At 65.2% G+C, this 23,800-nt stretch carries 21 protein-coding genes, 1 tRNA gene and 1 pseudogene; 14 read left to right on the top strand and 9 right to left on the bottom strand.

Annotated features, from left to right (window positions below):
- Positions 1–40: 40 nt before the first annotated feature.
- On the top strand, positions 41–409 hold the full coding sequence (locus tag AC6IW9_RS12990) for a VOC family protein (protein WP_497764137.1): 369 nt from the start codon (positions 41–43) through the stop codon (positions 407–409).
- Between the two features lie 360 nt (positions 410–769).
- Here the strand turns inward: AC6IW9_RS12990 and AC6IW9_RS12985 are convergent, their stop codons facing one another.
- The gene (locus tag AC6IW9_RS12985; RefSeq protein ID WP_497764136.1) at positions 770–2,203 is read right to left on the bottom strand and encodes a homospermidine synthase; all 1,434 of its coding nucleotides are present in this window, start codon (positions 2,201–2,203) and stop codon (positions 770–772) included.
- 109 nt (positions 2,204–2,312) lie between these two features.
- Between AC6IW9_RS12985 and AC6IW9_RS12980 the strand changes: the two genes are divergently transcribed.
- On the top strand, positions 2,313–2,912 hold the full coding sequence (locus AC6IW9_RS12980; protein ID WP_497764134.1) for a methylated-DNA--[protein]-cysteine S-methyltransferase: 600 nt from the start codon (positions 2,313–2,315) through the stop codon (positions 2,910–2,912).
- 98 nt (positions 2,913–3,010) lie between these two features.
- On the opposite strand, the gene AC6IW9_RS12975 is transcribed toward AC6IW9_RS12980, so the two are convergent.
- Positions 3,011–3,661 carry a DedA family protein gene (locus AC6IW9_RS12975; RefSeq protein ID WP_497764132.1) on the bottom strand — a complete coding sequence of 217 codons (651 nt, stop codon included), beginning with the start codon at positions 3,659–3,661 and terminating at the stop codon, positions 3,011–3,013.
- A 79-nt stretch (positions 3,662–3,740) separates the two neighbouring features.
- Positions 3,741–4,124: a hypothetical protein gene (locus tag AC6IW9_RS12970; RefSeq protein WP_497764131.1), complete on the bottom strand. Its 384-nt coding sequence runs from the start codon at positions 4,122–4,124 to the stop codon at positions 3,741–3,743.
- 379 nt (positions 4,125–4,503) lie between these two features.
- Between AC6IW9_RS12970 and AC6IW9_RS12965 the strand changes: the two genes are divergently transcribed.
- On the top strand, positions 4,504–4,803 hold the full coding sequence (locus tag AC6IW9_RS12965; protein WP_497764130.1) for a hypothetical protein: 300 nt from the start codon (positions 4,504–4,506) through the stop codon (positions 4,801–4,803).
- 17 nt (positions 4,804–4,820) lie between these two features.
- Here the strand turns inward: AC6IW9_RS12965 and AC6IW9_RS12960 are convergent, their stop codons facing one another.
- A complete protein-coding gene (locus tag AC6IW9_RS12960) occupies positions 4,821–6,497 on the bottom strand; it encodes an electron transfer flavoprotein-ubiquinone oxidoreductase (protein WP_497764129.1) in 1,677 nt (558 codons plus the stop codon).
- A 375-nt stretch (positions 6,498–6,872) separates the two neighbouring features.
- Here AC6IW9_RS12960 and AC6IW9_RS12955 point away from each other — a divergent pair, with 375 nt between their 5' ends.
- From AC6IW9_RS12955 to AC6IW9_RS12945, 3 genes are read left to right on the top strand one after another with little or no spacing between them, the layout of a single operon-like run.
- The gene (locus AC6IW9_RS12955; protein ID WP_497764128.1) at positions 6,873–7,859 is read left to right on the top strand and encodes an HlyD family secretion protein; all 987 of its coding nucleotides are present in this window, start codon (positions 6,873–6,875) and stop codon (positions 7,857–7,859) included.
- The gene (locus tag AC6IW9_RS12950; RefSeq protein WP_497764127.1) at positions 7,856–8,785 is read left to right on the top strand and encodes an ABC transporter ATP-binding protein; all 930 of its coding nucleotides are present in this window, start codon (positions 7,856–7,858) and stop codon (positions 8,783–8,785) included. The genes AC6IW9_RS12955 and AC6IW9_RS12950 overlap by 4 nt, the downstream gene beginning before the upstream one ends.
- The gene (locus AC6IW9_RS12945) at positions 8,782–9,927 is read left to right on the top strand and encodes an ABC transporter permease (protein WP_497764125.1); all 1,146 of its coding nucleotides are present in this window, start codon (positions 8,782–8,784) and stop codon (positions 9,925–9,927) included. Before AC6IW9_RS12950 ends, AC6IW9_RS12945 begins: the two co-directional genes overlap by 4 nt.
- A 39-nt stretch (positions 9,928–9,966) precedes the next feature.
- Here the strand turns inward: AC6IW9_RS12945 and AC6IW9_RS12940 are convergent, their stop codons facing one another.
- Positions 9,967–10,302: a con-10 family general stress protein gene (locus AC6IW9_RS12940; protein WP_497764123.1), complete on the bottom strand. Its 336-nt coding sequence runs from the start codon at positions 10,300–10,302 to the stop codon at positions 9,967–9,969.
- Between the two features lie 230 nt (positions 10,303–10,532).
- Here AC6IW9_RS12940 and AC6IW9_RS12935 point away from each other — a divergent pair.
- The 3 genes and pseudogenes from AC6IW9_RS12935 to AC6IW9_RS12925 all read left to right on the top strand — a co-directional run bounded on the left by AC6IW9_RS12935 (position 10,533) and on the right by AC6IW9_RS12925 (position 12,557).
- Positions 10,533–10,617, top strand: a tRNA-Leu gene (locus AC6IW9_RS12935).
- A 187-nt stretch (positions 10,618–10,804) separates the two neighbouring features.
- A pseudogene (locus AC6IW9_RS12930) lies at positions 10,805–11,905 on the top strand (tyrosine-type recombinase/integrase); the annotation flags it as partial.
- Positions 11,906–12,314: 409 nt separating this feature from the next.
- Positions 12,315–12,557 (top strand): hypothetical protein, encoded by a 243-nt coding sequence (locus AC6IW9_RS12925; RefSeq protein WP_497764122.1) that lies wholly within the window; start codon positions 12,315–12,317, stop codon positions 12,555–12,557.
- A 380-nt stretch (positions 12,558–12,937) separates the two neighbouring features.
- On the opposite strand, the gene AC6IW9_RS12920 is transcribed toward AC6IW9_RS12925, so the two are convergent.
- Positions 12,938–14,341, bottom strand: coding sequence for an outer membrane protein (locus AC6IW9_RS12920; protein WP_497764121.1), 1,404 nt, complete (start codon positions 14,339–14,341; stop codon positions 12,938–12,940).
- A 600-nt stretch (positions 14,342–14,941) separates the two neighbouring features.
- On the opposite strand from AC6IW9_RS12920, the gene AC6IW9_RS12915 reads away from it, so the two are divergent.
- Positions 14,942–15,253: a hypothetical protein gene (locus AC6IW9_RS12915; protein ID WP_497764120.1), complete on the top strand. Its 312-nt coding sequence runs from the start codon at positions 14,942–14,944 to the stop codon at positions 15,251–15,253.
- 321 nt (positions 15,254–15,574) lie between these two features.
- On the opposite strand, the gene AC6IW9_RS12910 is transcribed toward AC6IW9_RS12915, so the two are convergent.
- Complete coding sequence (locus tag AC6IW9_RS12910) at positions 15,575–16,342, bottom strand: TetR/AcrR family transcriptional regulator (protein ID WP_497764119.1); 768 nt, start codon at positions 16,340–16,342, stop codon at positions 15,575–15,577.
- A 209-nt stretch (positions 16,343–16,551) separates the two neighbouring features.
- Here AC6IW9_RS12910 and AC6IW9_RS12905 point away from each other — a divergent pair, with 209 nt between their 5' ends.
- The 4 genes from AC6IW9_RS12905 to tnpC all read left to right on the top strand — a co-directional run bounded on the left by AC6IW9_RS12905 (position 16,552) and on the right by tnpC (position 21,259).
- Positions 16,552–18,705, top strand: coding sequence for a TonB-dependent siderophore receptor (locus AC6IW9_RS12905; protein WP_497764118.1), 2,154 nt, complete (start codon positions 16,552–16,554; stop codon positions 18,703–18,705).
- A 109-nt stretch (positions 18,706–18,814) separates the two neighbouring features.
- Positions 18,815–19,222 (top strand): IS66-like element accessory protein TnpA, encoded by a 408-nt coding sequence (gene tnpA, locus AC6IW9_RS12900; RefSeq protein WP_497763764.1) that lies wholly within the window; start codon positions 18,815–18,817, stop codon positions 19,220–19,222.
- The gene (tnpB, locus tag AC6IW9_RS12895) at positions 19,219–19,572 is read left to right on the top strand and encodes an IS66 family insertion sequence element accessory protein TnpB (protein WP_497763765.1); all 354 of its coding nucleotides are present in this window, start codon (positions 19,219–19,221) and stop codon (positions 19,570–19,572) included. Before tnpA ends, tnpB begins: the two co-directional genes overlap by 4 nt.
- A gap of 49 nt (positions 19,573–19,621) precedes the next feature.
- Positions 19,622–21,259, top strand: coding sequence for an IS66 family transposase (tnpC, locus tag AC6IW9_RS12890; protein WP_497763766.1), 1,638 nt, complete (start codon positions 19,622–19,624; stop codon positions 21,257–21,259).
- A 387-nt stretch (positions 21,260–21,646) separates the two neighbouring features.
- On the opposite strand, the gene AC6IW9_RS12885 is transcribed toward tnpC, so the two are convergent.
- Together AC6IW9_RS12885 and hemC are read right to left on the bottom strand one after the other, a co-directional pair.
- Positions 21,647–22,396 (bottom strand): uroporphyrinogen-III synthase, encoded by a 750-nt coding sequence (locus AC6IW9_RS12885; protein ID WP_497764117.1) that lies wholly within the window; start codon positions 22,394–22,396, stop codon positions 21,647–21,649.
- A complete protein-coding gene (hemC, locus tag AC6IW9_RS12880) occupies positions 22,393–23,316 on the bottom strand; it encodes a hydroxymethylbilane synthase (RefSeq protein WP_497764116.1) in 924 nt (307 codons plus the stop codon). The genes AC6IW9_RS12885 and hemC overlap by 4 nt, the downstream gene beginning before the upstream one ends.
- Positions 23,317–23,800 lie beyond the last annotated feature (484 nt).

Genomic DNA, 23,800 nt, shown 5'->3' with positions numbered 1-23,800 from the left:
GCGACTCCCATGATCGATCCCGGCTTCTCGGAGGACGAGCATGCGTATCGGCGCGGTGAGAGTGTTCGTTTCGGATCTCGAGGCCGCTCGGGCGTTCTACGCCGAAATGCTCGGACTGAAGCTCCTGTGGGAATATGGCGAGGTTGCGATCGGATTCGACGTCGGCCCCGCGACACTGATCGTCGAGAAAGTCGCGAAGGACGCCGATCCCGAAGACCGCGCGACCGTCGGCCGCTTCACCGGATTTTCATTGCAAGTGGAAGATGTCGAGGCGATCTACGCCGAACTCTCGACGAAGGGCGTGCGGTTCGTCGCGCCGCCAGAAAAACAGGATTGGGGCGGAACGCTGGCGCATTTCGAGGATCCATCCGGAAATGTGCTGACGCTCATGGCTCAGCCGAGCGCGTAATAAAGATGATTGCGTTTTCGATGATGAGGCTGCACGATCTCTCGGCGCGGCGTCATTCCACCAGAAGATTTTTGAATTGCTAGGAATCCCGAGGTCGAGGTCCTCGGGGAACCGGCGCAACGTGCGGATTTTTCCCACGTCCGAGAAGACGATGGGGGACGACGCGGCCATTTAGCGCAACCCCGTCGCGCGACTCCTTCTCCCACTTATGGGAGAAGGAGTCGCGCGAAGCGGGGGCCGGATGAGAGTCGCTGCGGTTCGTGATATGTCGGAGATTGTCGTAGCGGCTCGAGCCCTCATCCGACCCGACTTCGTCGGGCCACCTTCTCCCGCGAGCGGGAGAAGGAGCGCAGCGTCGCCTCAGCGCACCAGAATATTCTTGAACTGCCACGGATCCTCGAGATCGAGATCCTCGGCGAAGAGACCAGGACGGCCTTCGAGCGGCGTCCAATCCGTGTAGAAGCCTTCCACCGGACCGAGATAGGGCAATTGCACTTCGAGGCAGCGGCGGAAGTCCACCTCGTCCGCCTCGACGATGCCGGCCGTCGGATTCTCGAGCGCCCACACCATGCCGGCGAGAGCCGCCGAGCTCACTTGCAGACCCGTCGCATTCTGATAGGGCGCGAGTTCGCGCGTCTCCTCGATCGAGAGGCGCGAGCCGTACCAATAGGCGTTCCTGGCGTGGCCGTAGAGCAACACCCCGAGTTCGTCGATCCCGTCGACGATCTCGTTCTCGTCGAGAATCTTCCAGCTCGGCTGCATTTTGCCGGCGCGGCCGAACATCTCGTGCAGCGACAACACCGCGTCATTGGCCGGATGATAGGCGTAATGGCAGGTCGGCCGATAGATCGTCGCGCCGGAAGGGTCGCGCACGGTCAGATAATCGGCGATCGAGATCGACTCGTTGTGCGTGACCAGGAAGCCGTATTGCGGGCCCGGCGTCGGCGTCCAGGAGCGCACGCGCGTGTTGGCGCCGGGCGACTTCAGATAGATCGCGGCGCCGCAACCGGAGGAATGGGTTCCGGCGATCTCCGGCAGCCATTTCTCATGCGTGCCCCAGCCGAGCTCGGCCGGCTGCTGGCCTTCCGAGACGAAGCCCTCGACGGACCAGGTGTTGACGAAGACGTCGAGCGGCTTCGGCTCTTTGGCGCGCTGCGTGTCGCGCTCGGCGATGTGAATGCCCTTCACGCCGAGCTTCAGCGCGAGATGGCCCCAGTCGGCGCGCGTCTTCGGCTCCTCGACCGAAAGGCCGATATCGGCGGCGATGTTGAGCAGCGCCTGCTTCACGAACCAGGACACCATGCCCGGATTGGCGCCGCAGCAGGAGACGGCGGTCGGGCCGCCGGGATTGCGGCGGCGCTCCTCGAGCACGGTCTCGCGCAACGCATAGTTCGTGCGCGCCTCGTTGCCGAGCTTGGAGTCGAAATAAAAGCCCGTCCACGGCTCGACGACCGTATCGACATAGAGACAGCCGAGCTCGCGCGCGAGCTTCATGATGTCGAGCGAAGAGGTGTCGACCGAGAGGTTGACGACGAAGCCCTGACCCTCGCCTTTGGTGAGCAGCGGCGTCAGCACCTCGCGGTAATTGTCGCGGGTGAGCGCGACCTTCTCGAAGGCGACGCCGCGAATGTCCAGCATCTCCCGATGGGTGTCGACGGGGTCTATGACAGTGAAGCGGCTCTTGTCATAATCGAAATGGCGCTCGATGAGCGGCAAAATGCCCCGTCCGATGGAGCCGAAGCCGATCAGCACGATCGGGCCGGTGATCTTGGCGTGGACGGGCCATTCTGTCATTTCGTTACTCTCCGAGCTCGAGAAATTATGCGGCGCGTTACAGCAAGAGCGGCGGACATAATCAAGCCCGGAAAGTTTCGTGGAGATCGCAGGCATGGGAGATCGAGACATGACCATGACGATGGACCATGAGGAGATTGCCGCCGGCCGGCGCGCGCCCCTCGCCTTGCTCGAGGCGCCGCGCGCGCGAGTGGGCGGCGCAGGGCTCGAATTCGCCTTCGGCTTTCATCCCTCGCCTTTCGGCGAGGCGCTCCTGCTCGTCGCCGGGCGTGGGCTCGCCGGCCTCGGCTTCGCCGACGGCGGGCCGGAGGCGGCGCTCGAAGATTTCCGCCGCCGCTGGCCGAAGGCGCGCTTTGCGGCCGATCCGGCCGCGACCGCGCCTTTCGCCGGCCGCGTCTTCGACCCGTCCGAATGGCGTCGCGATCGGCCGCTCCTCCTCGCGCCGATCGGCTCGCCCTTCGATCTCGACGTATGGCGACGGCTGCTCGATATCGCGCCCGGCGCGACCGCGACCTATGGCGAGATCGCACGGAGCCTCGGCCGCCCGACGGCGGCGCGCGCCGTCGGCGGGGCGGTCGGGCGCAATCCGATCGCCTTCGTCGTGCCCTGCCATCGGGTGATCGGCGCGGGAGGCGCGCTCACCGGCTATCATTGGGGCCTTCCCCGCAAGCGGGCGATGCTCGCCTTCGAGCGCGGCGCCGCGCGCTAGAGGCAGTTTCCGATCCGATCGGATCGGAAACTGCCTCTAGCTTTTCGTTTGGAGCGAATTCCGATCGCTCGAACGATGCTGTTCGAGCGGAAAGCGCTCTAGCGGCGGCGCTCGGGTCTCGCGAAATGCGCCTCGGCCTCTTTCATCAGCCGCTCCTCGTTGATCTTCCAATAGCGCCACAGCGCGACGACGCCGATGACGGCGCCGGCGAGCCCCACCCAGCCGATGGGCCCGGCGATGCGATTGATCGCAATGCCGAACGCATAGCCGCCGATCCCGAAGACGAACGACCAGCAGACGCCGCCGGCGGCGTTGTAGAACAGGAATTTGAGCGGATCGAAGCGATTGGCGCCGGCGAGCACGGCGGCGAGGATGCGCAGCAGCGCCACGAACCGGCCGAAGAAGACGATCGCGCCGCCCCAGCGCATGAAGAGATATTGCCCGAGCCGTAATTGCGGCGGGCCGACGCCCACATGGCCGCCATAGCGCATCAGCAGGTTCACGCCGAACTCGCGGCCGATCCAGAAACCGATATTGTCGCCGATGATGGCGCCGGCGGCGGCGGCGGCGATGATCAGTTCGATCCGCACATTGCCCGAATGGCCGGCGTAGATCGCCGCGCCGACCAGCATGGTCTCTCCGGGCAGGGGAATCCCGGCGCTCTCCAGCGCCACCACGACGAATACGGCCCAATAGCCGTAGGTCGTCAGAATTGCGACAATCTGCGCTTCGTCGATCAATCCGGCCATCATCCGCCTCGGCGCGACGAGCGCCAGCATCGCGCCGAAACCCGTCTCGGGGCAAGGGCAATCAGTTCGGAACGCGCGATCAGAACGCTTGGAGCCGCGCGCGCTCGAGACGCGCGATCGCGTCGCAGGAGAGGCCGCCACGCCGGTAGAAAGGCGATCCGGTCTCCGCTCCCTCGTCGGAGAACAGCGCGCCGTCCTCCAGCGCCGCCTCGACCACATGCCGCAGCCCGTGCAGGATCGGCTGGTCGCAGCCGGTGATCTCGCGCGCGAGCACCGCGCGAGTCTCATTGTCGGCGCGCAGCGCGAAGTCGCGCATGATCACCGCCACGAAACGTCCCTCGCTGACGCCATTCTCCCGCGCCGCGGCGCGCACTCTCTCCGCGAAAGCGCCGCCGATGCAGCAGGTCGCGGCCTGCGCGACCTTGTCGTTCGAACATGAATGGATCAGATCGGTGACGAGCATGACCTTCTCTCCGAATCCCGAACCAACCGGCGGCGATCGAACATGCCTGGCGCATGAAAGAAAACCCGCAATTGCTGCGGAAAGCGTGTCGGTCCCGCGTCTACGCAAGAGCCGGACCATCTCCCCGCCTCCTCGCCTTCCCGCCTCGAGCTCGACTAAAGGGCTCGAACGGCGTAAGCGTGGCGATAAGCCGCCGGAAAGACGCCTTCCCTCCTCCCGGCGATCGGCCGGCTTCCAATCCCGGGCAGAGGCTAAACGCGTCAGCAAAAAAAAGGTTTCCAGGCGGCGAACGAAACTTCGGCGACGCAGTTATTCGACTTGTCGCCTCGTCGAGGTCGGTCCGCGACGTCCGAAAGGCATGTTCGGAGAGGATGGATTCATGGAAAGACGCGCGTTCTTGAAATTCATGATCGCCGGAGCGGGAGCGGCTGTCGCCGTCTCGTCGGAGGCCCTGGCGCTGACCACGCTGCCGGCGCCCGCGCCGTCCGCGCCCTCGGCTCCCGATCCGGAAGCCGCCGTGGCGACTCCGGCCGACATCGAGCAGGCCAAGGTCGAAAAGACGCAGTGGGGCTACCGGCCCTATTACTGGCGTCCGCGCCGCCGCTATTGGCGTCGTCGCCGCTTCTTTTGGCGGCGACCGCGCCGCTGGCGCCGCCGCCGCTATTTTTATTACTACTGACGCGAAGGCGCGGCTGGTCACATGTTCGGATAATTGGGCCCGCCGCCCCCTTCCGGCGGGACCCAATCGATGTTTTGCGCCGGGTCCTTGATGTCGCATGTCTTGCAGTGCACGCAGTTCTGCGCGTTGATCACGAAGCGCGGATCGCTCTTCGTCGCCTCGTCGGCATAGACGACCTCATAGACGCCCGCCGGACAGTAGAGCCGCGCCGGCTCGCCATAGATCGGCAGATTCCTCTCGATCGGGACCGAGGGATCGACGAGCCGCAGGTGCACCGGCTGGTCCTCCTCGTGATTGGTGTTGGAGACGAACACCGAGGAGAGCTTGTCGAAGGCGACCTTGCTCGCGAGCTTCGGATAAGAGATCGGCGTCACCTCCTTCAGCGGCTTCAGGGTCGCATAATCCGGCCTGCCGTGCGTCAGCGTGCCGAACAGCGAGACGCCGAACAGCTCATTGGTCCACATATCGAAGCCGAACAAAGGCGCGCCGATGTAAGTGCCGAATTTGGACCAGAGCGGCTTGACGTTGCGCACCGGCTTCAGATCGCGGCCGATGTCCGAGGCGCGCCACGCCGCATCATAGCCCGCCACCTCGTCATGGGCGCGGCCTTGCTCCAGCGCCTCGGCCACATGCTCGGCGGCGAGCATCCCCGACAGCACGGCGTTGTGCGAACCTTTTATGCGCGGCACGTTCATGAAGCCGGCCGCGCAGCCGATGAGAGCGCCGCCGGGAAAGACGAGCTTGGGCACGCTCTGCCAGCCGCCCTCGGTCAGCGCGCGGGCGCCGTAGGAGATGCGCTGGCCGCCCTCGAGCGTCGGGGCGATCAACGGATGCGTCTTGAAGCGCTGGAACTCGTCGAAGGGCGACAGCGTCGGGTTCGAATAGTTCAAATGCACGACGAAGCCGATCGATACGAACTCTTCCTCGAAATGATAGAGGAAGGAGCCGCCTCCCGTGTCGGCCGCGAGCGGCCAGCCGAAGGAATGCTGCACGAGCCCCGGTCTGTGCTTCGACTTGTCGATCCGCCACAGCTCTTTCAGCCCGATGCCGAACTTCTGCGGCTCGCGCCCATCCGACAGGCCGAATTTGGCGATGAGCCGCTTGGCGAGCGAGCCGCGTGCGCCTTCGGCGATCAGCGTATATTTGCCGCGCAGCTCCATGCCGCGGGTGAAGCTGTCCTTGGGACGGCCGTCGCGGCCGACGCCCATATCGCCCGTCGCGACGCCGAGCACCTCGCCGTTCTCGCCATAGAGCAGCTCGGCGCCGGCGAAGCCCGGATAGATTTCGACGCCGAGCGCCTCCGCGCGGGCGGCGAGCCAGCGCGCCACATTGCCCAGCGAGCCGACGAAATTCCCGTGATTGCTCATGAGCTTGGGCATCAGAGCATTGGGAATGCGAAACCCGCCCTTCGCGCCGAGCAGAAAGAATTGGTCGTCCGTCACCTGCGTCTTCAGCGGCCGCTCGGGGTCCTCGCGCCAATCGGGCAGCAGGCGGTCGAGGCCGATCGGATCGATGACGGCGCCCGAGAGAATATGCGCGCCGGGCTCGGAGCCCTTCTCGATGACGACGACGGAAAGGTCCGGCGAAATCTGCTTCAGCCGGATCGCCGCGGCGAGGCCGGCGGGGCCTGCGCCGACGACCACGACGTCGTAATCCATGGCTTCGCGCGGGGGGAGTTCTTCTATTTCGGCCATCGTCTGTCCCTGGAGCGAAATTTCGAACGAGAGCGATTTCACGTTTTGGCGAAAGAGAAAACCCCTCGGGCGACGATTTGCCGCCGGTTTTTTGGCTCCGCGTCCACCGCCACCCGTCGGCCCGGCCTTGACCGCGCTGCGGCCGAGACTTAGGAGCTGCCCGGAAGACGAGACTCTCGACGTTCTCCCCTTCTCCCGTTCGCGGGAGAAGGTGGCCCGACGCAGTCGGGTCGGATGAGGGCTGCTGTGGCTCCCGGCTCGAATTTGGTTCGAGGTCGTTGTGACGGCTCGCGCCCTCATCCGACCCCGCTTCGCGGGGCCACCTTCTCCCGCAGAGCGGGAGAAGGAAGCGCCCCCCTTCTGGGAAAGCTCGAGGTGGTGAAACGCTGGCTTCCGCTCCTCGTCCTCATCGCTCTCGCCGCCGCCGTCACCTGGAGCCGCCACGCCAGAGACGAGGAGCGCGCCGGCTTCCTCGGCTATGTCGAGGGCGATCTCCTCTACATCGGACCGGTGGAGGGCGAGCGCGTGGCGCGGCTCGATGTCGAGGCCGGCCGCACGGTCGCCGCGGGCGATCCGCTCTTTTCCATGGCGACGCCCGTTCTCGACCAGCAGCGGGCGGAGGCCGAAGCGCGCCTCGTGCAGATGCAGGCGCAGCTCGAGAACCGCCGCGCCGCCATGAACCGGCCGCAGCAGATCGCCGTGCTGCAGGCCGCCGTCGACCGCGCCCGCGCGGCGCTCGATCTCTCCTCCGCCGAATATGAGCGCAAGGGCGCCCTCTTCTCGCGCGGCCATGCGCCCAAGGCGGCGCTCGACCAGGCGGCCATGGCGCGCGAGCGCGATAAAGCCGCCTATGTCGAGGCCGAGCGGCAGGTCGACGCCGCCCGCATGCCGAGCCGCAATCAGGAGATCGACGCCGCCGAAGCGGCGATCGGCATGGCGCGCGCGCAGATCGAGCAGATCGACACGCGCATTCGCCGCCAGGCCGTCGTCGCGCCGACGGCCGGCGTCGTGCAGGATGTCTTTTTCCGGGTCGGCGAGATGGCCAACGCCGGCCAGCCGGTCCTCTCGCTGCTGCCGCCCGAGAATCGCAAGGTCCGCTTCTATGTTCCGGAAACGCGGCTGACGCAGGCCCGGCTCGGCGGCAAGGCGCTGGTCTCCTGCGACGGCTGCAAGGAAGGCCTCGACGGCCGGATTTCCTTCATATCGGCGCGCGAAGAATTCACGCCGCCGGTGATCTTCAGCGATGCCGAGCGCGCCAAGCTCGTCTTCAAGGTCGAGGCGCGGCTCGAGGGCGCGGCGCTCGATCTGCCGCTCGGCCTGCCTGTCTCTGTGCGCTTCGCGCCGGAGGGCGCGGCGCCGTGAGCGCGCCCGAGATCGCCATAGAGGCCGAGGGGCTGACGAAGAGCTTCGCCGGCCGCAGGGTCGTCGACAGTCTCTCCATGCGCGTCGAGCGCGGCCGCATCCACGGCTTCCTCGGCCCCAACGGCAGCGGCAAGACGACGACGATACGAATGCTCTGCGGGCTGTTGACGCCGGACGCCGGGCGCGGATCTTGCCTCGGCTACGACATCCGCACGCAGCAGAACGACATCAAGCGCAAAGTCGGATATATGACGCAGCGCTTCTCGCTCTACGCCGATCTGTCGATCCGCGAAAATCTGGAGTTCGTCGCCCGCATCTACGGCCTCGACGCGCCCGTGAGCGCGGCGCGGGAGGCAATCGCGCGCTGCGGCCTCGCGCCGCGCGCCGAGCAGCTCGCCGGCGAGCTCTCCGGCGGATGGAAGCAGCGCCTGGCGCTCGCCGCCTGCATCTTGCCGAGCCCGGAGCTGCTGCTGCTCGACGAGCCGACCGCGGGCGTCGATCCCAAGGCGCGCCGCGACTTCTGGGACGAGATCCATTCGCTCGCCGGCCAAGGACTCACCGTGCTCGTCTCCACCCATTACATGGACGAGGCCGAGCGCTGTCACGAGATCGCCTATATCGCCGACGGCCGTCTGCTGGCGCAGGGAACGACTGCGGAGATCGTCGCGCGCTCGGGCCTCTCGACATATGTGGTCACCGGGCCGGAGCTCGGCGCCCTCGCGGCGCGGCTGAAGGCGACGCCGGGCGTCGACATGGTCGCGTCCTTCGGCATGGCGCTGCATGTCGCCGGCCGCGACGCGGCGCGGCTTTCCGAGATCGCCCGCCGCTTCGCCGAGGACGCGCCGCAGAAATGGGTCCATGACGAGCCGACGCTCGAGGACGTGTTCATCGATCTGATGACGCATATCGACAAGAGGCGAGAATGAGGTCCTCCGCTTGGCGCTCCGCGCTCGTCCGCATCCATGCGATGTTCGTCAAGGAGCTGATTCAGCTCAGACGCGACCGCGTCAGTCTGGCGATGATCGTCGGCGTTCCCTTCATCCAGCTGCTGCTGTTCGGCTACGCCATCAACGCCGATCCCAAGCATCTGCCGACGGCGTTGCTCGTGCAGGACGACGGGCCGCTGGCGCGCTCCTTCGTCGCCGCTCTGCGCGCCACCGATTATTTCGACATTGTCGCCGCCGCGGCGGACGAGGCTGACGCCGACCGGCTGATCCTCTCCAACGAAGTCCAGTTCGTCGTCGATATTCCGCCGGACTTCGGCCGGCGCCTCGTCCGCGGCGAGCGCCCGCCCCTGCTCGTCGTCGCCGACGCCACCGATCCGACCGCGACCTCCGGCGCCGTCGCCGCCGTCAACGGCGCCGCCGCCAATGCGCTCGACCGCGAGCTGACCGGCCCGCTGGCGCGCCTCGCGCAGGGCCCGCCGCCCTATGAGCTGCGCGTGCATCGCCGCTACAATCCGGCCGGCGAGACGCGGCGCAATATCGTGCCGGGACTGATCGGCACGATCCTCACCATGACCATGCTGATCTACACCGCGCTTTCAGTGACGCGCGAGATCGAGCGCGGCACGATGGAGGCGCTGCTCGCCATGCCGGTGCGCCCGACCGAGATCATGCTCGGCAAGATCGCGCCCTATGTCGTGGTCGGCGGCGTGCAGATGGCGATCATCCTCATCGTCGCGACGCTGCTGTTTCACGTGCCGATCATCGGCTCGCTCGCGGCCCTGACGCCGCTCACGCTGCTCTTCATCACCGCGAATCTGTCGGTCGGCTACACATTCTCGACGATCGCCGTCAATCAGCTGCAGGCGATCCAGATGACCTTCTTCTTCTTCCTGCCGAACATGCTGCTCTCGGGCTTTCTGTTCCCGTTCCGCGGCATGCCGCTGTGGGCGCAATATGTCGGCGAGGCGCTGCCGCTCACCCATTATCTGCGCATCGTGCGCTCGATCATGCTGAAGGGGTCGAGCTTTACCGATCTCTACGCCGACACGCTCGCGCTCGGGGGCTTCACGCTCGCGGCGATGAGCGTCGCCATCATGCGTTTTCGGCAGACGCTCGACTGAGAGCATGGGCGCGGCGAGCATGGGCGCGGCGCGAGCGCCTCAGCTCCCGCCGCTCTTGCGGCCGGATTTGGGGGCGCTCTCTTTTCCCGCCGGCTTCGCGTGCGGGCCGCTCGACCTCTTGCCGCCCTCGCGCCCGGCTTCGGCGGCGAGGTTGCGATCCTTCGAGAAGCTGCGCTCCTGCGCGGGAACGCTCTGTCCGCCCTTGCGCCCCGCAAGCGCGGCGAGATCGTGATCTTTCGAGAAGCTCCGCTTCTCGGCGGGAACGCTTTCGCCGCCCTTGCGGGCGATCTCGCGCTGCTTGGCTTCATCCATGGCGGCGAAGCCGCGCTTGGCGGCCTCGTGCCGGGTCGGTTCCCGAGCCTGGCCTTTCTGCATGGTTTTCTCTCCCGATCGCCCCGCCTTCTCAACACGCGCCCGGCACGAAAGGTTCCGTCCCCCGAGCCTGACCTTTCGAAAAATACCAATATTTCTCGTATCTTGGAGCACAATACGCAGGCCGCGCCGTTCGGTTGCCGCGAAGGCTGCGGAGCGGACGGCCGCGCAATTGTAGCGCATTGTCCGCGGCCATTGACAAGGCGCGTCCTGCGCCCGTATGAGAGCGGCGGGCCCAGGTGGCGGAATTGGTAGACGCGCTGGTTTCAGGTACCAGTGGTGAAAGCCGTGGAGGTTCGAGTCCTCTCTTGGGCACCATCAAGCTCTTTCGAAGAGTTCCGAGGTCGTCCACCAAGCACTGTTTTCCCATAAAAGCTCAATCGGTTACCATATTCTTCGGAAGTTCTCGGATGCGATAAGGTCCGGTTGAAGCCGAGAGTTTTGGGGGTAAAATCGGGGGTGCGGGTCGATACCCCGCGTCATTGCCGAGAGTGATACCCCCGCCATGCCGCTCACCGATTCGAGCGTTCGCAGCGCCAAGCCCAAAGACCGCCCCTACAAGCTGGCCGACGCCCAAGGCCTGCATTTGCTCGTCACGCCGAACGGCTCCCGCCTCTGGCGGCTCAAATACCGAATCGACGGCCGGGAAAAGCTGCTGTCGATCGGCGCATATCCCGCCGTCAGCATCAAGATGGCTCGGGACGCCCGCGACAGCGCCAGGGGGCTGCTCGCGGCCGGGCTCGACCCTTCACAGGCGAAGAAGGACGCGAGGCGAGCCGAGGCGGCCAACCTCGAAACCTTCCGCTCGATCGCAGACGAGTTCCTCGCGAAGAAGACGCGCGAAGGGCGCGCCGCCGTCACCCTGGCGAAGAAGACATGGCTTCTCGGGCTGACCGATTCGGCGATCGGCGCGCGGCCGATTCGCGAGATCACGGCTCCCGAGATTCTGGACCTTCTCCGCAAGGTCGAAGAGCGCGGCCTGCATGAGACGGCGAATCGTCTCCGGGCGAACATCAGCGAAGTCTTTCGTTATGCTATCGCCTCGGCTCGGGCCGATAACGACCCCGCCGGGGCGCTGAAGGGCGCCCTCACCCGCCCCGTGGTGACGGCTCGGCCCGCCATCACAGAAAGGAAGGCCCTGGGCGGGCTGCTGCGGGCCGTGGACGGCTTCGACGGCCAACCGACCACCAGAGAGGCGCTGAAGCTCTTGGCGCTCCTGGCGCCCCGCCCTGGCGAGCTGCGGCTCGCCCGCTGGACGGAATTCGACCTCGAGGCGGCCGTGTGGACGATTCCGGCCGAGCGGACGAAGATGCGCCGCGAGCATCGCGCTCCCCTGCCTCGGCAGGCCGTCGACATTCTGCGGCGGCTCCACACGCTCACCGGCGGCGGCGAGTTGGTCTTTCCTTCCGTCCGCAGCGCCGCCCGGCCGATCAGCGAGAACACCCTCAACGCCGCTTTGAGGCGCATGGGCTATGCCAGTGACGAGGTAACGTCGCACGGCTTCCGCGCAACGTTCTCGACCATCGCCAATGAGAGTGGCAAGTGGAACGCCGACGCGATCGAACGCGCGCTGGCGCATGTCGAGAACGATGGCGTTCGCCGCGCCTACCATCGCGCCGAGTATTGGGAAGAGCGCGTCACGATGGCGCAATGGTGGGCGGACCTCTCGCAAGATCACGACGACGCCGATGCGGCTTGGAAGGCTGTCGTTCTCGCCCTCGCCGACGACTCGGGGCTGAAAACCGACAAGAATACGCTCGACCGCGCTCGCCTCTTCTTCGGGCCTCGCCACCCGGCAGGCGTCCGGCCTGCGATGCGATTCGTTCCGGGCGAGGCCTTCGATTGGCGCACGGCGCTGGCGTTGGTTCGAACGGCGAGGGGGAGAGGCCGCGAGAAGAGAGACGCTCTCCAGGGAGCTTCTCTGGCCCGGCAATCGACCTCGGCCGCGAAGGTGTTCAACGGCGACCTCGACCTCTTGCGCGAATCACAGCCACCTGTTTTCGACGACCATGCGAGTGCTGATCGAGAACGCCCACCTCGAGCGCATTCGCGAACTGGCCGAGCGCGAGGGGCTGACCACGGCGAGCATGGCGGGCCGGCTTATCGTGGAAGCGCTCGCGGCGCGCAGCAATCCTACCCGCCCCGACGCCGACCCTCGGCCGGACATCGCGCCAAGGCGCGACGGACGACGTTCGCCCGTGGAAGGAAGCAGCGCGACCAGCGCGCGAGCGACGGCCCGGCGGCGGGACGTCATTTGACCGACGACGGCCAATCGGCCCTCGAGTTGCGTTCATCGTATCGCGTCATCTGCGCCACTGGCGCGACCGAACCGTTGGAGACAAGAACGATGGCCTATTTCGAGAGAGCGCATTCGACGGGCGTCGGACGCGGAACCGTCACCAGTCCCGAATCGGTGAAGCTCGCTTGCACGTTCCGCAAGTCGCAATTCGAAGCCGTGCGGCGCATCGCCGAGGAGAAGAGCGAGACGGCCGCGAGCGCCATTCGCCGGCTTGTCGACGAAGCCCTTCGCGCTCGCGCCGCTTACGAGCGGGAGACGCGCCGACAAAGAGATGCGCCGGCAGGTCATTTGATCGGCTTACGGCGGCGGGACGGCGAATGTGCGTCACGTGGTGGCCGATCAGAACTTGTAGATGACGGCCGCGCGCGTCTTCCCCGTCGTCGGCCGCGCGTCGACCGGCGATCCGAGGACGCTGGCGTATTTGTCGTAGAAGCTGTGCAGATATTCCACTCGCGCGCCGACGTGCGCCGTCAGCATGGTTTCGAATCCGCCGCCGAACTGAACGCCCGAGAAGAGGTGAGACGTTCCTATGCCGCCGAGCCCCCAGGTCGTGAGCCGGGCGTAAGTCTGCGTCCATCCGGCCGAGCCGAACAGCAGCGTGTTCCCGAACAGGTGGCCGGCGCGAGCGCGAATGGAATAATCCCAGTCGTAGGCAATTTGCGCGTTCGCCGAGAAGCCGGGAAGGTTCACGCTCGCCGTCGAGCGCGCGCCGCCGCCGCTGCCGTCGATTTCGACGCCGAAGACCGATCGCCCATACTGATAATCGTAGCCGAGCAGCGCGCCGCCGACGCCGCCGGTTCCGCCGACGCCATCGGCCGCAGCGGCGTCCACAGAGAGCTTCGTGCTGCCGAAGGCGTAGCCGCCATGTGCGCCGACGTGAGGCCCTGTCCAGCTCTCACGCAGAACGGAAGTCGGCGCAGCGACGCCGACCGGCGAGCCGCCCCAATCGGCCATCTCGAAGGGCTTGAAGATCAGCCCGACGCGGGCGACGGCGTTTTCGAGCCGGGCGTTGTAGAGGCCGCCGAGGAAGTTGCGCTGTCCGAAGAGGCTTTGAAGATATTCGGCCCGCCCATAGAGGCCGGCGGCCAAGCGCGTCTCCACGCCGACGCCGAAGATCGCCCCCGTATAGCGCACGTCGTCGCTGTCGCCAGTGGGATAGGTGAGCTTGGTGACGGCCTGTGTGACGCCCGCCGTCGCATAGACGAGCGTGTCCTCCGTCGCGAGCCCGCCGAGCCTTCCACGCAACGCCCATGACGCGGCCTCCCGGAACGTCACGTCGACGCCCGAGGCGTTCGCCGCCGTGCTCTTGATGTTGCCGTCAGCGGCAATGCCGGCGAGGAACCATGAGCCGAATCGATAGTCGAAGCCTGCCGTGACGCCACCCGCCACACCATACATGCCGACGCCGCTGAAGGTTGCTGCGCCCGGAACGGCGAGCCGAGTAATCGCCCAACCCGGTCCGACATTCACGCCAACGTGTAGGCCCGTCCAGCGGGGCGGAGAGAATGCAGGATGCGGCGCATCGGCGACGAAAGGCGGCGCGCTGGCGACGATCGGAATCGAGCCGGTAATGTCGTCGCTCGGACGATGGCCCTTTCTTCCGCGCGCCGCAGTCGCCGCATGTCCGCTTCGGCTTTCGAACATCGGATTGTTAGAAGGCTCATTGTAACGCGCGGGCGAACCTGCCGACGCCATGCCTTCGAACAGAAGGATGAATGTCGTCGACACGAAAATTCTTCTCATAATCCAAATCCCCCATAGCGGAGACTCCACTATTCGAGGGCATGGTTAAGAGTCCGTAAGCAGAGTCGAGCGATCGGATCGAGGGGCAACGCTGGCGAGAGTGCCGAAGAGTCCGTTAGCGGCGGCTACGGCTATCAGGCAAATCCGGGATACCCGACATACCCGAGTGGCGCGCCTTCGGCATATCCGCCAGTGCAACAGCGCTACCGGCTTTGAATGCGATGGCACTCGGACTCCGAAGATCGATAAAGGGCCGAACCGGAAAAATTCCACATCTAAATTTTGTGGAAATAGGCATGATAAAGGCCGCTCGACAAGATGTCGCTCCGGGGCTCAGCGCCCGCCCCGCCGCCCGATTCCGAAAAAGGGGGACCCTAACGGCCCGATGGCCGCCGATCGGAAAATGGACTCCGCCCGATTGCCGACGACGCGAATGGACTCCTTTTGGGAGTTCGAACCGTCGGATGTGCTATCGAACCATGGCCGAGCCATCGAAAGGCGGACCAACTGCCGTTTGATGGACAAGCCGTCGAACCATGGCCGAACCATCGAACGGCGGATGAACCGCCGAGCCTGTCGACGACTGAACGAGGGCGAGCCGTGAGCGACGCCGAAACGGAAACCGAAGTGCTGCGATTGCTGCGCCGGATGGAGTCGAAGCTCGACAACGCGAGTGGCCGCTTCGAACGTTTCGCCGGGGCTTTCGACTCCCGCCTGAGGGGAATGGAAGAACTCTGCGCTCAGCTCCGCGGGACGCAGAAACGCGTAGTCGAGGAAATCGACGAACTGGCGCGCGCCCTGGCAGATTGCCATGCGACGGCGATCGGACACGGCGTGCGCCTTTGTGACCTCGAGCAGCGCATTCGGCGCGTCGAGCAAATCCTCAGCGTTTCATCGCCAGGGCCGAAGTGAGCCGAGCCGGGCGGCTCCCGGCACGCTATGCTCGACAAGAGCGGCGCAGCGACGGTTGAGCGCAACCGGCCCGACGACGATCGGCCGAACTGCCGAGCGTCACCCCACTGGGGCGTCGGGAGGGCCGAGAGGGGCAGCGTTGCGATTTGGGGGTATTTCTGGGGGTGCGAGAAAAGCGGCCTTCCAAAAAATAGACTATAAAGCAACGCCTTAGATCGCCAATTAGATGTCTCTCTTGGCACCATCAAGCTCTTTCGAAGAGTTCCGAGGCAGTCCGCCTGACGCAATTTATCATTAGACCGTCGAGCGGACATCATTCTCTTACGGGCCCACGCCCGCCGTCTCCTCGCACGACGCATAGCTCGAACCGGGCGGCGAATGCCGATCCGGCGGCGCCGCTCCGGTCATGAACAGATTCCAAGCGTGATCGAAATACCGATCCTGCTCCGTCGGATCGGAGAAGCGCTCTGTCCCGAGCATTGCGGCAATCATCGGCTTGATCGATGTCGAGTAGAGGAGCTGTTCCGCGATGAACAGCGGATCGCCTTTTCTCATGCATCCGTCCCTCTGCGCTTCGCTTACCAGAGCTGCGAAACGCACCATGAATGGATCATTCTCGGCCGGGGTCGGCCGCATCCCTCCCAACGCCACGGCTTCGCCGAGGGCCACGCGATTGAGGGACAGGAGTTGCGGGCGCAGATTGATGGAGAGAAGCAACCTCGCGTAGCGACGCAGATTATCCAGCGGAGCGCCTTCCTCCTTCATGCTCTCGTCGAGATCTCGGATGACCTGTGTTCGGAACTGCTCCATCATCGCCGTGAACAAGGCCGCCTTCGAAGGATATCGACGATAAACAGTATCCTTGCCGACGTTGCATTCCGCGGCGACCTGCTCCATCGACGTCGCAGCAAATCCCTGTGATGCAAAAAGAGCCGCCGATACGTCGAGGATGCGTCGACCGAGTTCTTCCGAAGCGTGCTTCGTCGGGCGCCCGCCGCGATGCGGTCGCGGCCGAGCGCTTTTCGCGGCGCCTCGGGAGTCCGAAGCGCCCGCGCCTCTGTTCGACTTCCCTTCGGTCTTCCGTCTCACGATCCGCCTGCCTCCGAGGTCGGTCCCAATCAGCCTAATCTTTACAGATTTTCTAATGAAGCAAAGAACCAAACGCAATCGTATAGTTATGCGTCGCCGCCGGCCGCCGGGCCGAGGACTCGATCGAATTTATCTGGACGATAACGTCCCGTTATTGCTAACTCCCTATCGACACAGTTCAATCCGCATTAGTGTCGGGGAGCGCCACAATGACGATCAGTGGTCGGGCAGCCATTTTATGGAGCACGGCGGCATTTGCGCTGTCCTTCGGCGGGATGGCGCAGGCCGAAGAGCCGACGGTTCTGGATATGATCGATGTCGGAGCGGCGAAAGCGAAGGACGGAGCAGGCGACGGCATTCTGGCGAAGCGTTCGACATCCACGACGAAGACCGACACTCCGACGATCGAAACGCCTCAATCCGTTTCCGTCGTCACGCGTAAGCAGATCGACGATCAAAACCCCCAGACTGTCGGTCATGCGCTCCGCTATACAGCCGGCGTCCTGTCCGATCCCGATGCGACCAATCGTTACGACAGCTTGTTCATCCGCGGATTTGGCGGATTTGGGCTCTCCACCGCGTTCGTAGGCTTTCTCGACGGGTTGCGCCTGCCTCGCGGGCAGGCCTTTGCGCAATTTCAGATCGATCCTTTTCTCCTCGACCGGATCGAGGTGCTCAAGGGACCTTCGTCGCTGCTCTATGGCCAAATCAGCCCTGGAGGAATCGTGACCCAGATCAGCAGGGAGACGAGCGCCGATCCTTACAACGAACTCCGCATCGAGGGCGGTTCGCATGGTCGGATACAGGGAGGCTTTGCGACGCGAGGCGCATTCGACGAGCAGGGCGTTTGGCAATACGGCCTGTCCACGATTGGCCGGCAATCCGGCACGCGCTACGAAAATGTCGATGAGCAGCGATTCGCGGTCGCGCCGGCGTTGACGTGGCGGCCGGACGCCGATACGCGTTTCACCCTGCGAGGATATTATCAGAGAGACCCGCGGGGCGGATACTTCAACTCGCTGTACGGAACTTTCCTCGCTCCCCCGCAATATCGTTCCTTCCTGGGATGGAATCTCGATATCGGGGACCCGAATTACGAACGCTACCAGCGAACGCAGTGGAATATCGGCTACAGCTTCGAGCATCGCTTCAGCGATTGGCTCGAGTTCCGCTCGACCGCCCGATATGGCGACGTATCGAGCGAGCTCAGGGGTATCCAGATGGCCGGGCCGATGGGGCCGGACGGCGTCATTCCGCGCATCGCCGCCAATTCGATCGAGCGAGCTCATGGGCTCGCCACGGATAATCAGGCGGCGTTCACATTTGGAACGGGGCCGCTCGATCATAAATTGTCGGCCGGCGTCGACCATCAATGGTTCACGAGCGACTTTGCCTATCATATCGGTCTCCCATCCGGTCTCGACGTGACGAATCCGATCTACGGAACGCCGGTCGTCCCGCTCTTTACCGCCTACGACAACACTCAAGACGTCGAGCGAACGGGAGCCTATCTGCAGGACCAGCTCTCCCTCGGCAATTGGCGCGTCACTTTGGGCATTCGTCGCGACTGGACGACACAGGAGACGGAAGACCGCCTCAAAGGCGGGACACGCTCCAGCCAGTCCTCTTCGGCGATGACCTATCGCGCGGGTCTCCTCTATCTCTTCGAAAACGGCCTCGCTCCCTATGCGAGCTATTCGACCTCGTTCGAGCCCGTGACAGGCGTCGACGCACAGGGAAAGACGTTCGTCCCGACGAAGGCCAGACAGTTCGAGATCGGCGTCAAGTATCAACCGCCCTGGTCCGACGCTTTGCTGACCGTCTCGGCGTTCGACATCCGGCAGGACAATGTGCCGACGCCCGGCCCCATTCCCGGCTTCAATGTGCAGACCGGCCAAATCGGCTCACGGGGCCTCGAATTCGAGGCGCGGGGCAATATGACGCGCGATCTCGAACTGATCGCCGCGCTCGCCTTGCTCGACACGGAGGTCACGAAATCGAATGATCCGACCGCTGTCGGCAAGCGTCCGCAGGCCGCGCCCGGATATTTTTCGTCGATCTGGGCAAATTACAAATTCGACGGCGACGCCCTGCGCGGCCTCACGGCCGGCGGCGGCCTGCGCTTCGTCGGACCGAGCTATGCCGAGGACGCCGACAAGGTGCTGAAGGACGGCTATGAGGTCGTGGATCTCTCTTTGCGCTACGAGTTGGAAGCTCTGAACCCGCTCCTGAAAGGCGTGATCGCGACCCTCGATATCAAGAACCTGTTCGACAGGAATTACTACACGAGCTGCACATATGGCTTCTACTGCCAATACGGAACAGAGCGACAGTTCCTGGGCGGGTTGCGCAAGACATGGTGAGCCCTTCATCGTAAGCGCCGTTGCGACCCCATTGATTCTTCGGGTTCGGAAGGATTTTCGGATGTGAGATTCTTCTGAGGGACAGCCATGTCTCTGGAAGGATCCGAAGATGAACGAGAATGCGACGATCGAAACGGCTTTTGGCGCAGGATTTGTCGGACGTGTGGATTTTCGTCGTTCACGTTCGGGCAATCGGCTGTGGTCGAAGGAGCTGAAGGGCCGGATCGTACGAGAGAGTCTCGCGCCTGGAGCGCGCGTCGCCGACGTGGCCCGCAAATATCGGATATGCGCGCAGCAATTGACGCAGTGGCGCCGCCAGGCGCGCACCGGGCGGCTCGCGCTGGTGACCGACGGTCCCGCGGAGTTCGTGGAGATCGAGCTCGAGCAGCCCTCCGTTCGTAACGAGAGCGATGCGAAGATCGAGATCGTCGTCGGCAAGGTCGTGTTACGGCTGGATCAGGACACCGCGTCGACGCGCATCGCCGAGATCATGACGGCGCTGGAGCGCGGCGCGTGATCATTCCGTCGCAAGGGTTGCGGATCGTGCTCGCCGTGCGTCCCGTCGATTTCCGCTGCGGGCATGACGCGCTGGCCGCTCTCGTGCAAAACAAGCTCGGACTCGATCCGCATTCCGGGCTCATCGTCGTGTTCCGCTCGAAGCGAATGGATCGCTTGAAGATTTTGCTGTGGGACGGAACCGGACTCGTGCTCGTCTACAAGCGTCTCGGCGATAGCCGCTTTTCTTGGCCGCAGATCAGCGACGGCGTCCTGCAATTGAGCCGGGTGCAATTCGAAGCTCTATTCGACGGGCTCAACTGGAAGCGCGTCGGCGAGCGGATCGTGGCGACGCCGACCGCGGCGAACTGATCGCAACTTCGGCTTCATTCGGCGCCTCGCTTGCGATAGATTCGCCGACGTGACGCCGAGCTTCGATCCCTCCAGACTCGCAGAGCTGCCTGCCGAACTACGCGCATTGTTCGAAGCTCAGCGCGCCATGCTCGAAGCCGAACGCATCCGCGCCGATCATGAGCTCGCCGCGCGCCTTCACACCGAGAGCGAGCTCGCAGCGTCGAAGGAGACGGTCGAACGTCTGCAATTGCTCGTCAAGGAATATGAACGCGCGCGTTTCGGCAAGCGTTCGGAGAAACTCGATCCCGATCAGTTACAGCTCGTTCTGGAAGATATCGAGATCGCCATTGCCGAAGTCCAGGAGCGGGAAGACGATCGCGCGCGCCGCTCGGGGCGCCCGGCGACCAGGGAGCGCGCCGCCCGCGCCGCGCGCGCCTTTCCTGCTCATCTGCCGCGCGTCGAGCGCGTGATCGAGCCAGAAAGCCTCGCCTGTCCCTGCGGCTGCGGCCTGATGGTTCGGATCGGCGAGGACCGCTCCAGCCGCCTCGACGTGACGCCGGCGCAATATCGCGTCATCGAGACCGTGCGGCCCCGCTACGCCTGTCCGACAGGATGCGCGGGCGTCGCCCAGGCGCCGGCTCCTGCGCATCTGATCGAGGGCGGCGTTCCCACCGAGGCGCTGCTGGCGCAAGTGGCGGTCGCCAAGTTCAGCGAGCACATGCCGCTCTACCGTCAATCGCAGGTCTTCGCGCGCCACAGGATCATGCTCGACCGCGCCGTTCTGGCCGATTGGATGGGAACGACGGCCTTCCACCTCGCGCCGATCGTCGAGCGCATGAGCGCGCTGATGAAGCTGTCCGGCCGTCTATTCATGGACGAGACTCGGGCGCCGGTTCTCGATCCCGGCCGCGGCCGGACGAAAACTGGCTATCTCTGGGCGGTTCTGCGCGACGACCGCGGGCACGGCGGCGCCGATCCGCCGATCGTGGTCTATCATTACGCGCCGGGTCGCAGCGGCGAGCACGCCGAGCGGATGCTCGAAGGATTCGACGGCGTTCTCCAGGTCGACGGCTATGGCGGCTATCATCGTCTGGCGCGCGCCGAGCGCAAAGGTGGCGCCCCACTGCGGCTCGCCTGGTGTTGGAGCCATGGCAGGCGCGAGATCATCGCCGCCACGCCGAAAGCGGGCTCGCCCATCGCCGAGGCGATCCTGGCGCGCATCGCCGCGCTCTATGCGATCGAGGCGGACATCCGGGGCAAAGAGGCGCCGATCCGGCAGAGCGTTCGCGCCGAGCGGTCGCGGCCTCTTGTCGTCGAGCTCGAAGAGTTTTTGCGCGCCCAGGCCGCTCGCCTCTCCGGCCGCAGCGACATGGGCAAGGCGGTCGCCTATCTTCTGAATCATTGGGCCGGGCTGACCCTGTTCCTCGACGATGGACGCGTCGAGATGGACACCAACCTCGTCGAAAATCAGATTCGGCCGCTGACTCTCACGCGCAAGAATGCGTTATTCGCGGGGCACGATGAAGGTGGACGTTCCTGGTCACGTCTCGCTTCGCTCATTGCGACATGCAAGTTGAACAGCGTCGATCCCTATGCCTGGATGAAGGCGACGCTCGAGGCGATCGCCGATGGCCATCCGCAGTCGCGCATCGACGAGCTGATGCCCTGGGCCTTCAAATCCTCGTCGCCGACGCCAGCCGCCTGATCGCTCACCATTGCGCTGAACCAATCGCTGACAAAGCTTTGCGCCAAAGGCTTGCAATGCCTTGTCGCAACGAATTGCAAGCTATTCTTCCATTCCAGCGGCAATGGGACGACAACGGCGCTTACCCTTCATCGATCAGGCGAATGGCGCGCGTCCACGCGATCGGGACACGCAATCGGAGGAGCCGATCACGCACGTCATCGTGACGCCTCTCTGGCGCAGTCTTCCTTCGGAACCGCGCTTCTGATTCCCGGAGACCAGCGACCGACCATCGATCGGCTTCGTTGCGAAAACCGAACGGCTCGTGATTGCGTGGCGAGGCGACCGCGTCGGAAAGACGCCGCCTCCCGATCTGCGCGTCCATCGAATTCGTCGATGAATTCGAGGTCAGCCGCGGCCGGCGCTTCCGTCGACGACCCGCGCATTCGTCCCGCAGTCCTTCTCGAGGACGCGAAGAACGCCGTGTTCGCTCGGCGCCGGCGCCACGCGCAGGTCGGCGCAGCCCGCCTCCCGCAGCACGCGCGCGACATCTTCCGACAAGACGAGATGCGCGATCTCGACGATGCGGCGCGGCTCGACGCGCCCCTTCGTCAGCGCCAGAAAGAGCGCCGCGCTGCGCGCCGAATAATGCAGCACGACGTCGATGTCGCCGCGCGACAGCGCCGCGAGCGCCACCTCCGGCAGAGCCTCGACCGCTTGCGCGCGATAGGTCTCGACCACCGTCGCCTCATGCCCGCCCGCGCGCAAAAAATCCTCCAGCGCGTCCTTGCGGTCGCGGCCGGCGAGATAGAGGAAGCGCCGCGGCGAGGCGAAGCGCTCGCGCAGCAGCGCGATCAGCGCGGCGACGTCCGGCGCGCGCGCCTCCACATCCAGGCCCCTCGCGCGCGCGGCCTCGGCGGTTTTCGCACCCACCACGAAGAAAGGCGTGTCGGCGAGAGTCGCGACGTCCTCGCTCGCATGGCGAAGCGCCCGCGCGCTCGTCGCCAGCGCGGCGTCGAATTTTTCGCGCGGGATCGCCGCGCCGGTCGCGACGATCTCGGTCGCCGGCGCGACGACCGGCTCATGGCCGAGGCGCCGCAGCTCTTCCGCCGTGCGTTCGGCGTCGTCCCGCGCGCGCGTGACGAGCACGCGGCTCACGAAAGGCCCGCGACGCCATGCGGCAGGCGCAGCAGAATTTCATTCGCCGCGTCGTCGCCGAGGAGCGCCGCGTCGATCGCGGGCCCGCGCCGGCGCGCCTCATAGACCTCGGAACCGTCGGCGCGTAGCACGAGGCCGTGGAAGTCGAGCGTCTCGCCGTCGAGCCGGGCATGGGCGGCGATCGGCGTGCGGCAGGAGCCGTCGAGCACGGTGAGAAAGGCGCGCTCCGCCGCGAGCGCCGCTCCGGTCGCGGCGTCCAGGATCGGCGCCAGCGCCTCGCGCACGCGGGCGTCGCCGGCGCGCTTGGTCACGGCGATCGCGCCCTGGCCGGCGGCGGGCAGGAAATCCTCGATCGGCAGAACGTCGGTGGCGCGACCCTCGAGGCCGAGGCGCTTCAGCCCGGCGAGCGCCAGCAGCGTGCCGTCGACCTCGCCGCTCTCCACCTTGCGCAGCCGCGTCTCAACATTGCCGCGCAGCAGCGTGACCGACACGTCCGGCCGCAGGCGCCTGACCTGCGCGCCGCGCCGCAGCGACGCGGTGCCGACCACGGCGCCCTTCGGCAGATCGGCGAGGCTCGCGCCGCCGCGGCCGATCCAGGCGTCGCGCACATCCTCGCGCGGCAGGAAGCCGGCGATGGCGATCTCCGGCGGCAAATGGGTCGGCAGATCCTTGGACGAATGCACGGCGAGGTCGATCCGCCCTTCGGCGAGCGCAATGTCCAGCTCCTTGGTGAAGAGCCCCTTGCCGCCCGATTCGGCCAAGGCCCGGTCCTGGATCATGTCGCCGGTGGTGCGGATGACCTCGATCGGCAACGTCTCCTCGGCGACGCCGAGCGCCGCCGCCAGCAGCCGCCGCGCTTCGTGCGTCTGCGCCAGGGCGAGCGGACTGCCGCGCGTGCCGATGCGTAAACTCGCCGTCATCTCGCCTTCGCCTTTCGTGAGCGGCGGACTATAGGGAAAAGCGCGCCCACCACAAGGCGGGAGGAAATCGACAGCCAGAAGGAAATCGACCTCGGCTCCCGCGGTCGATTTCCGGTAGCGGGTAAATTTAAACTTTAAATCATGCCGAAGTGCTTGAGGGCAGATTCGATATGCGGCCACATCGGAGCGGGGCATGGACACACGCGCCGTGCTGAATTCTGCCTATTATGAGCCACGCCACGGGTTAGACCGTGCTCAGCCTTAACATGTGCGATATGGCATGGCTTGGGCGTACGCCCATGCTTGGATCGCACCCAATCTGTGATTTGCGTGTATGTTGCCATATTTGGACGCCTTCTGCTCAGTGTCAAAGCATCCTATCGGGCCGACAATAGTTTGTGCTAGTTCAGGCTAGCAATTTATTTTTGTATGAGCCACGACGGGCAGAAAGGTGATCGCTCCATGGTCGCACCTATAAAATCAT

Source organism: Methylosinus sp. shoA (assembly GCF_059718125.1).
The sequence above is the reverse complement of the archived record's forward strand: the minus strand, read 5'-3'. Positions and strand labels throughout refer to the sequence as shown.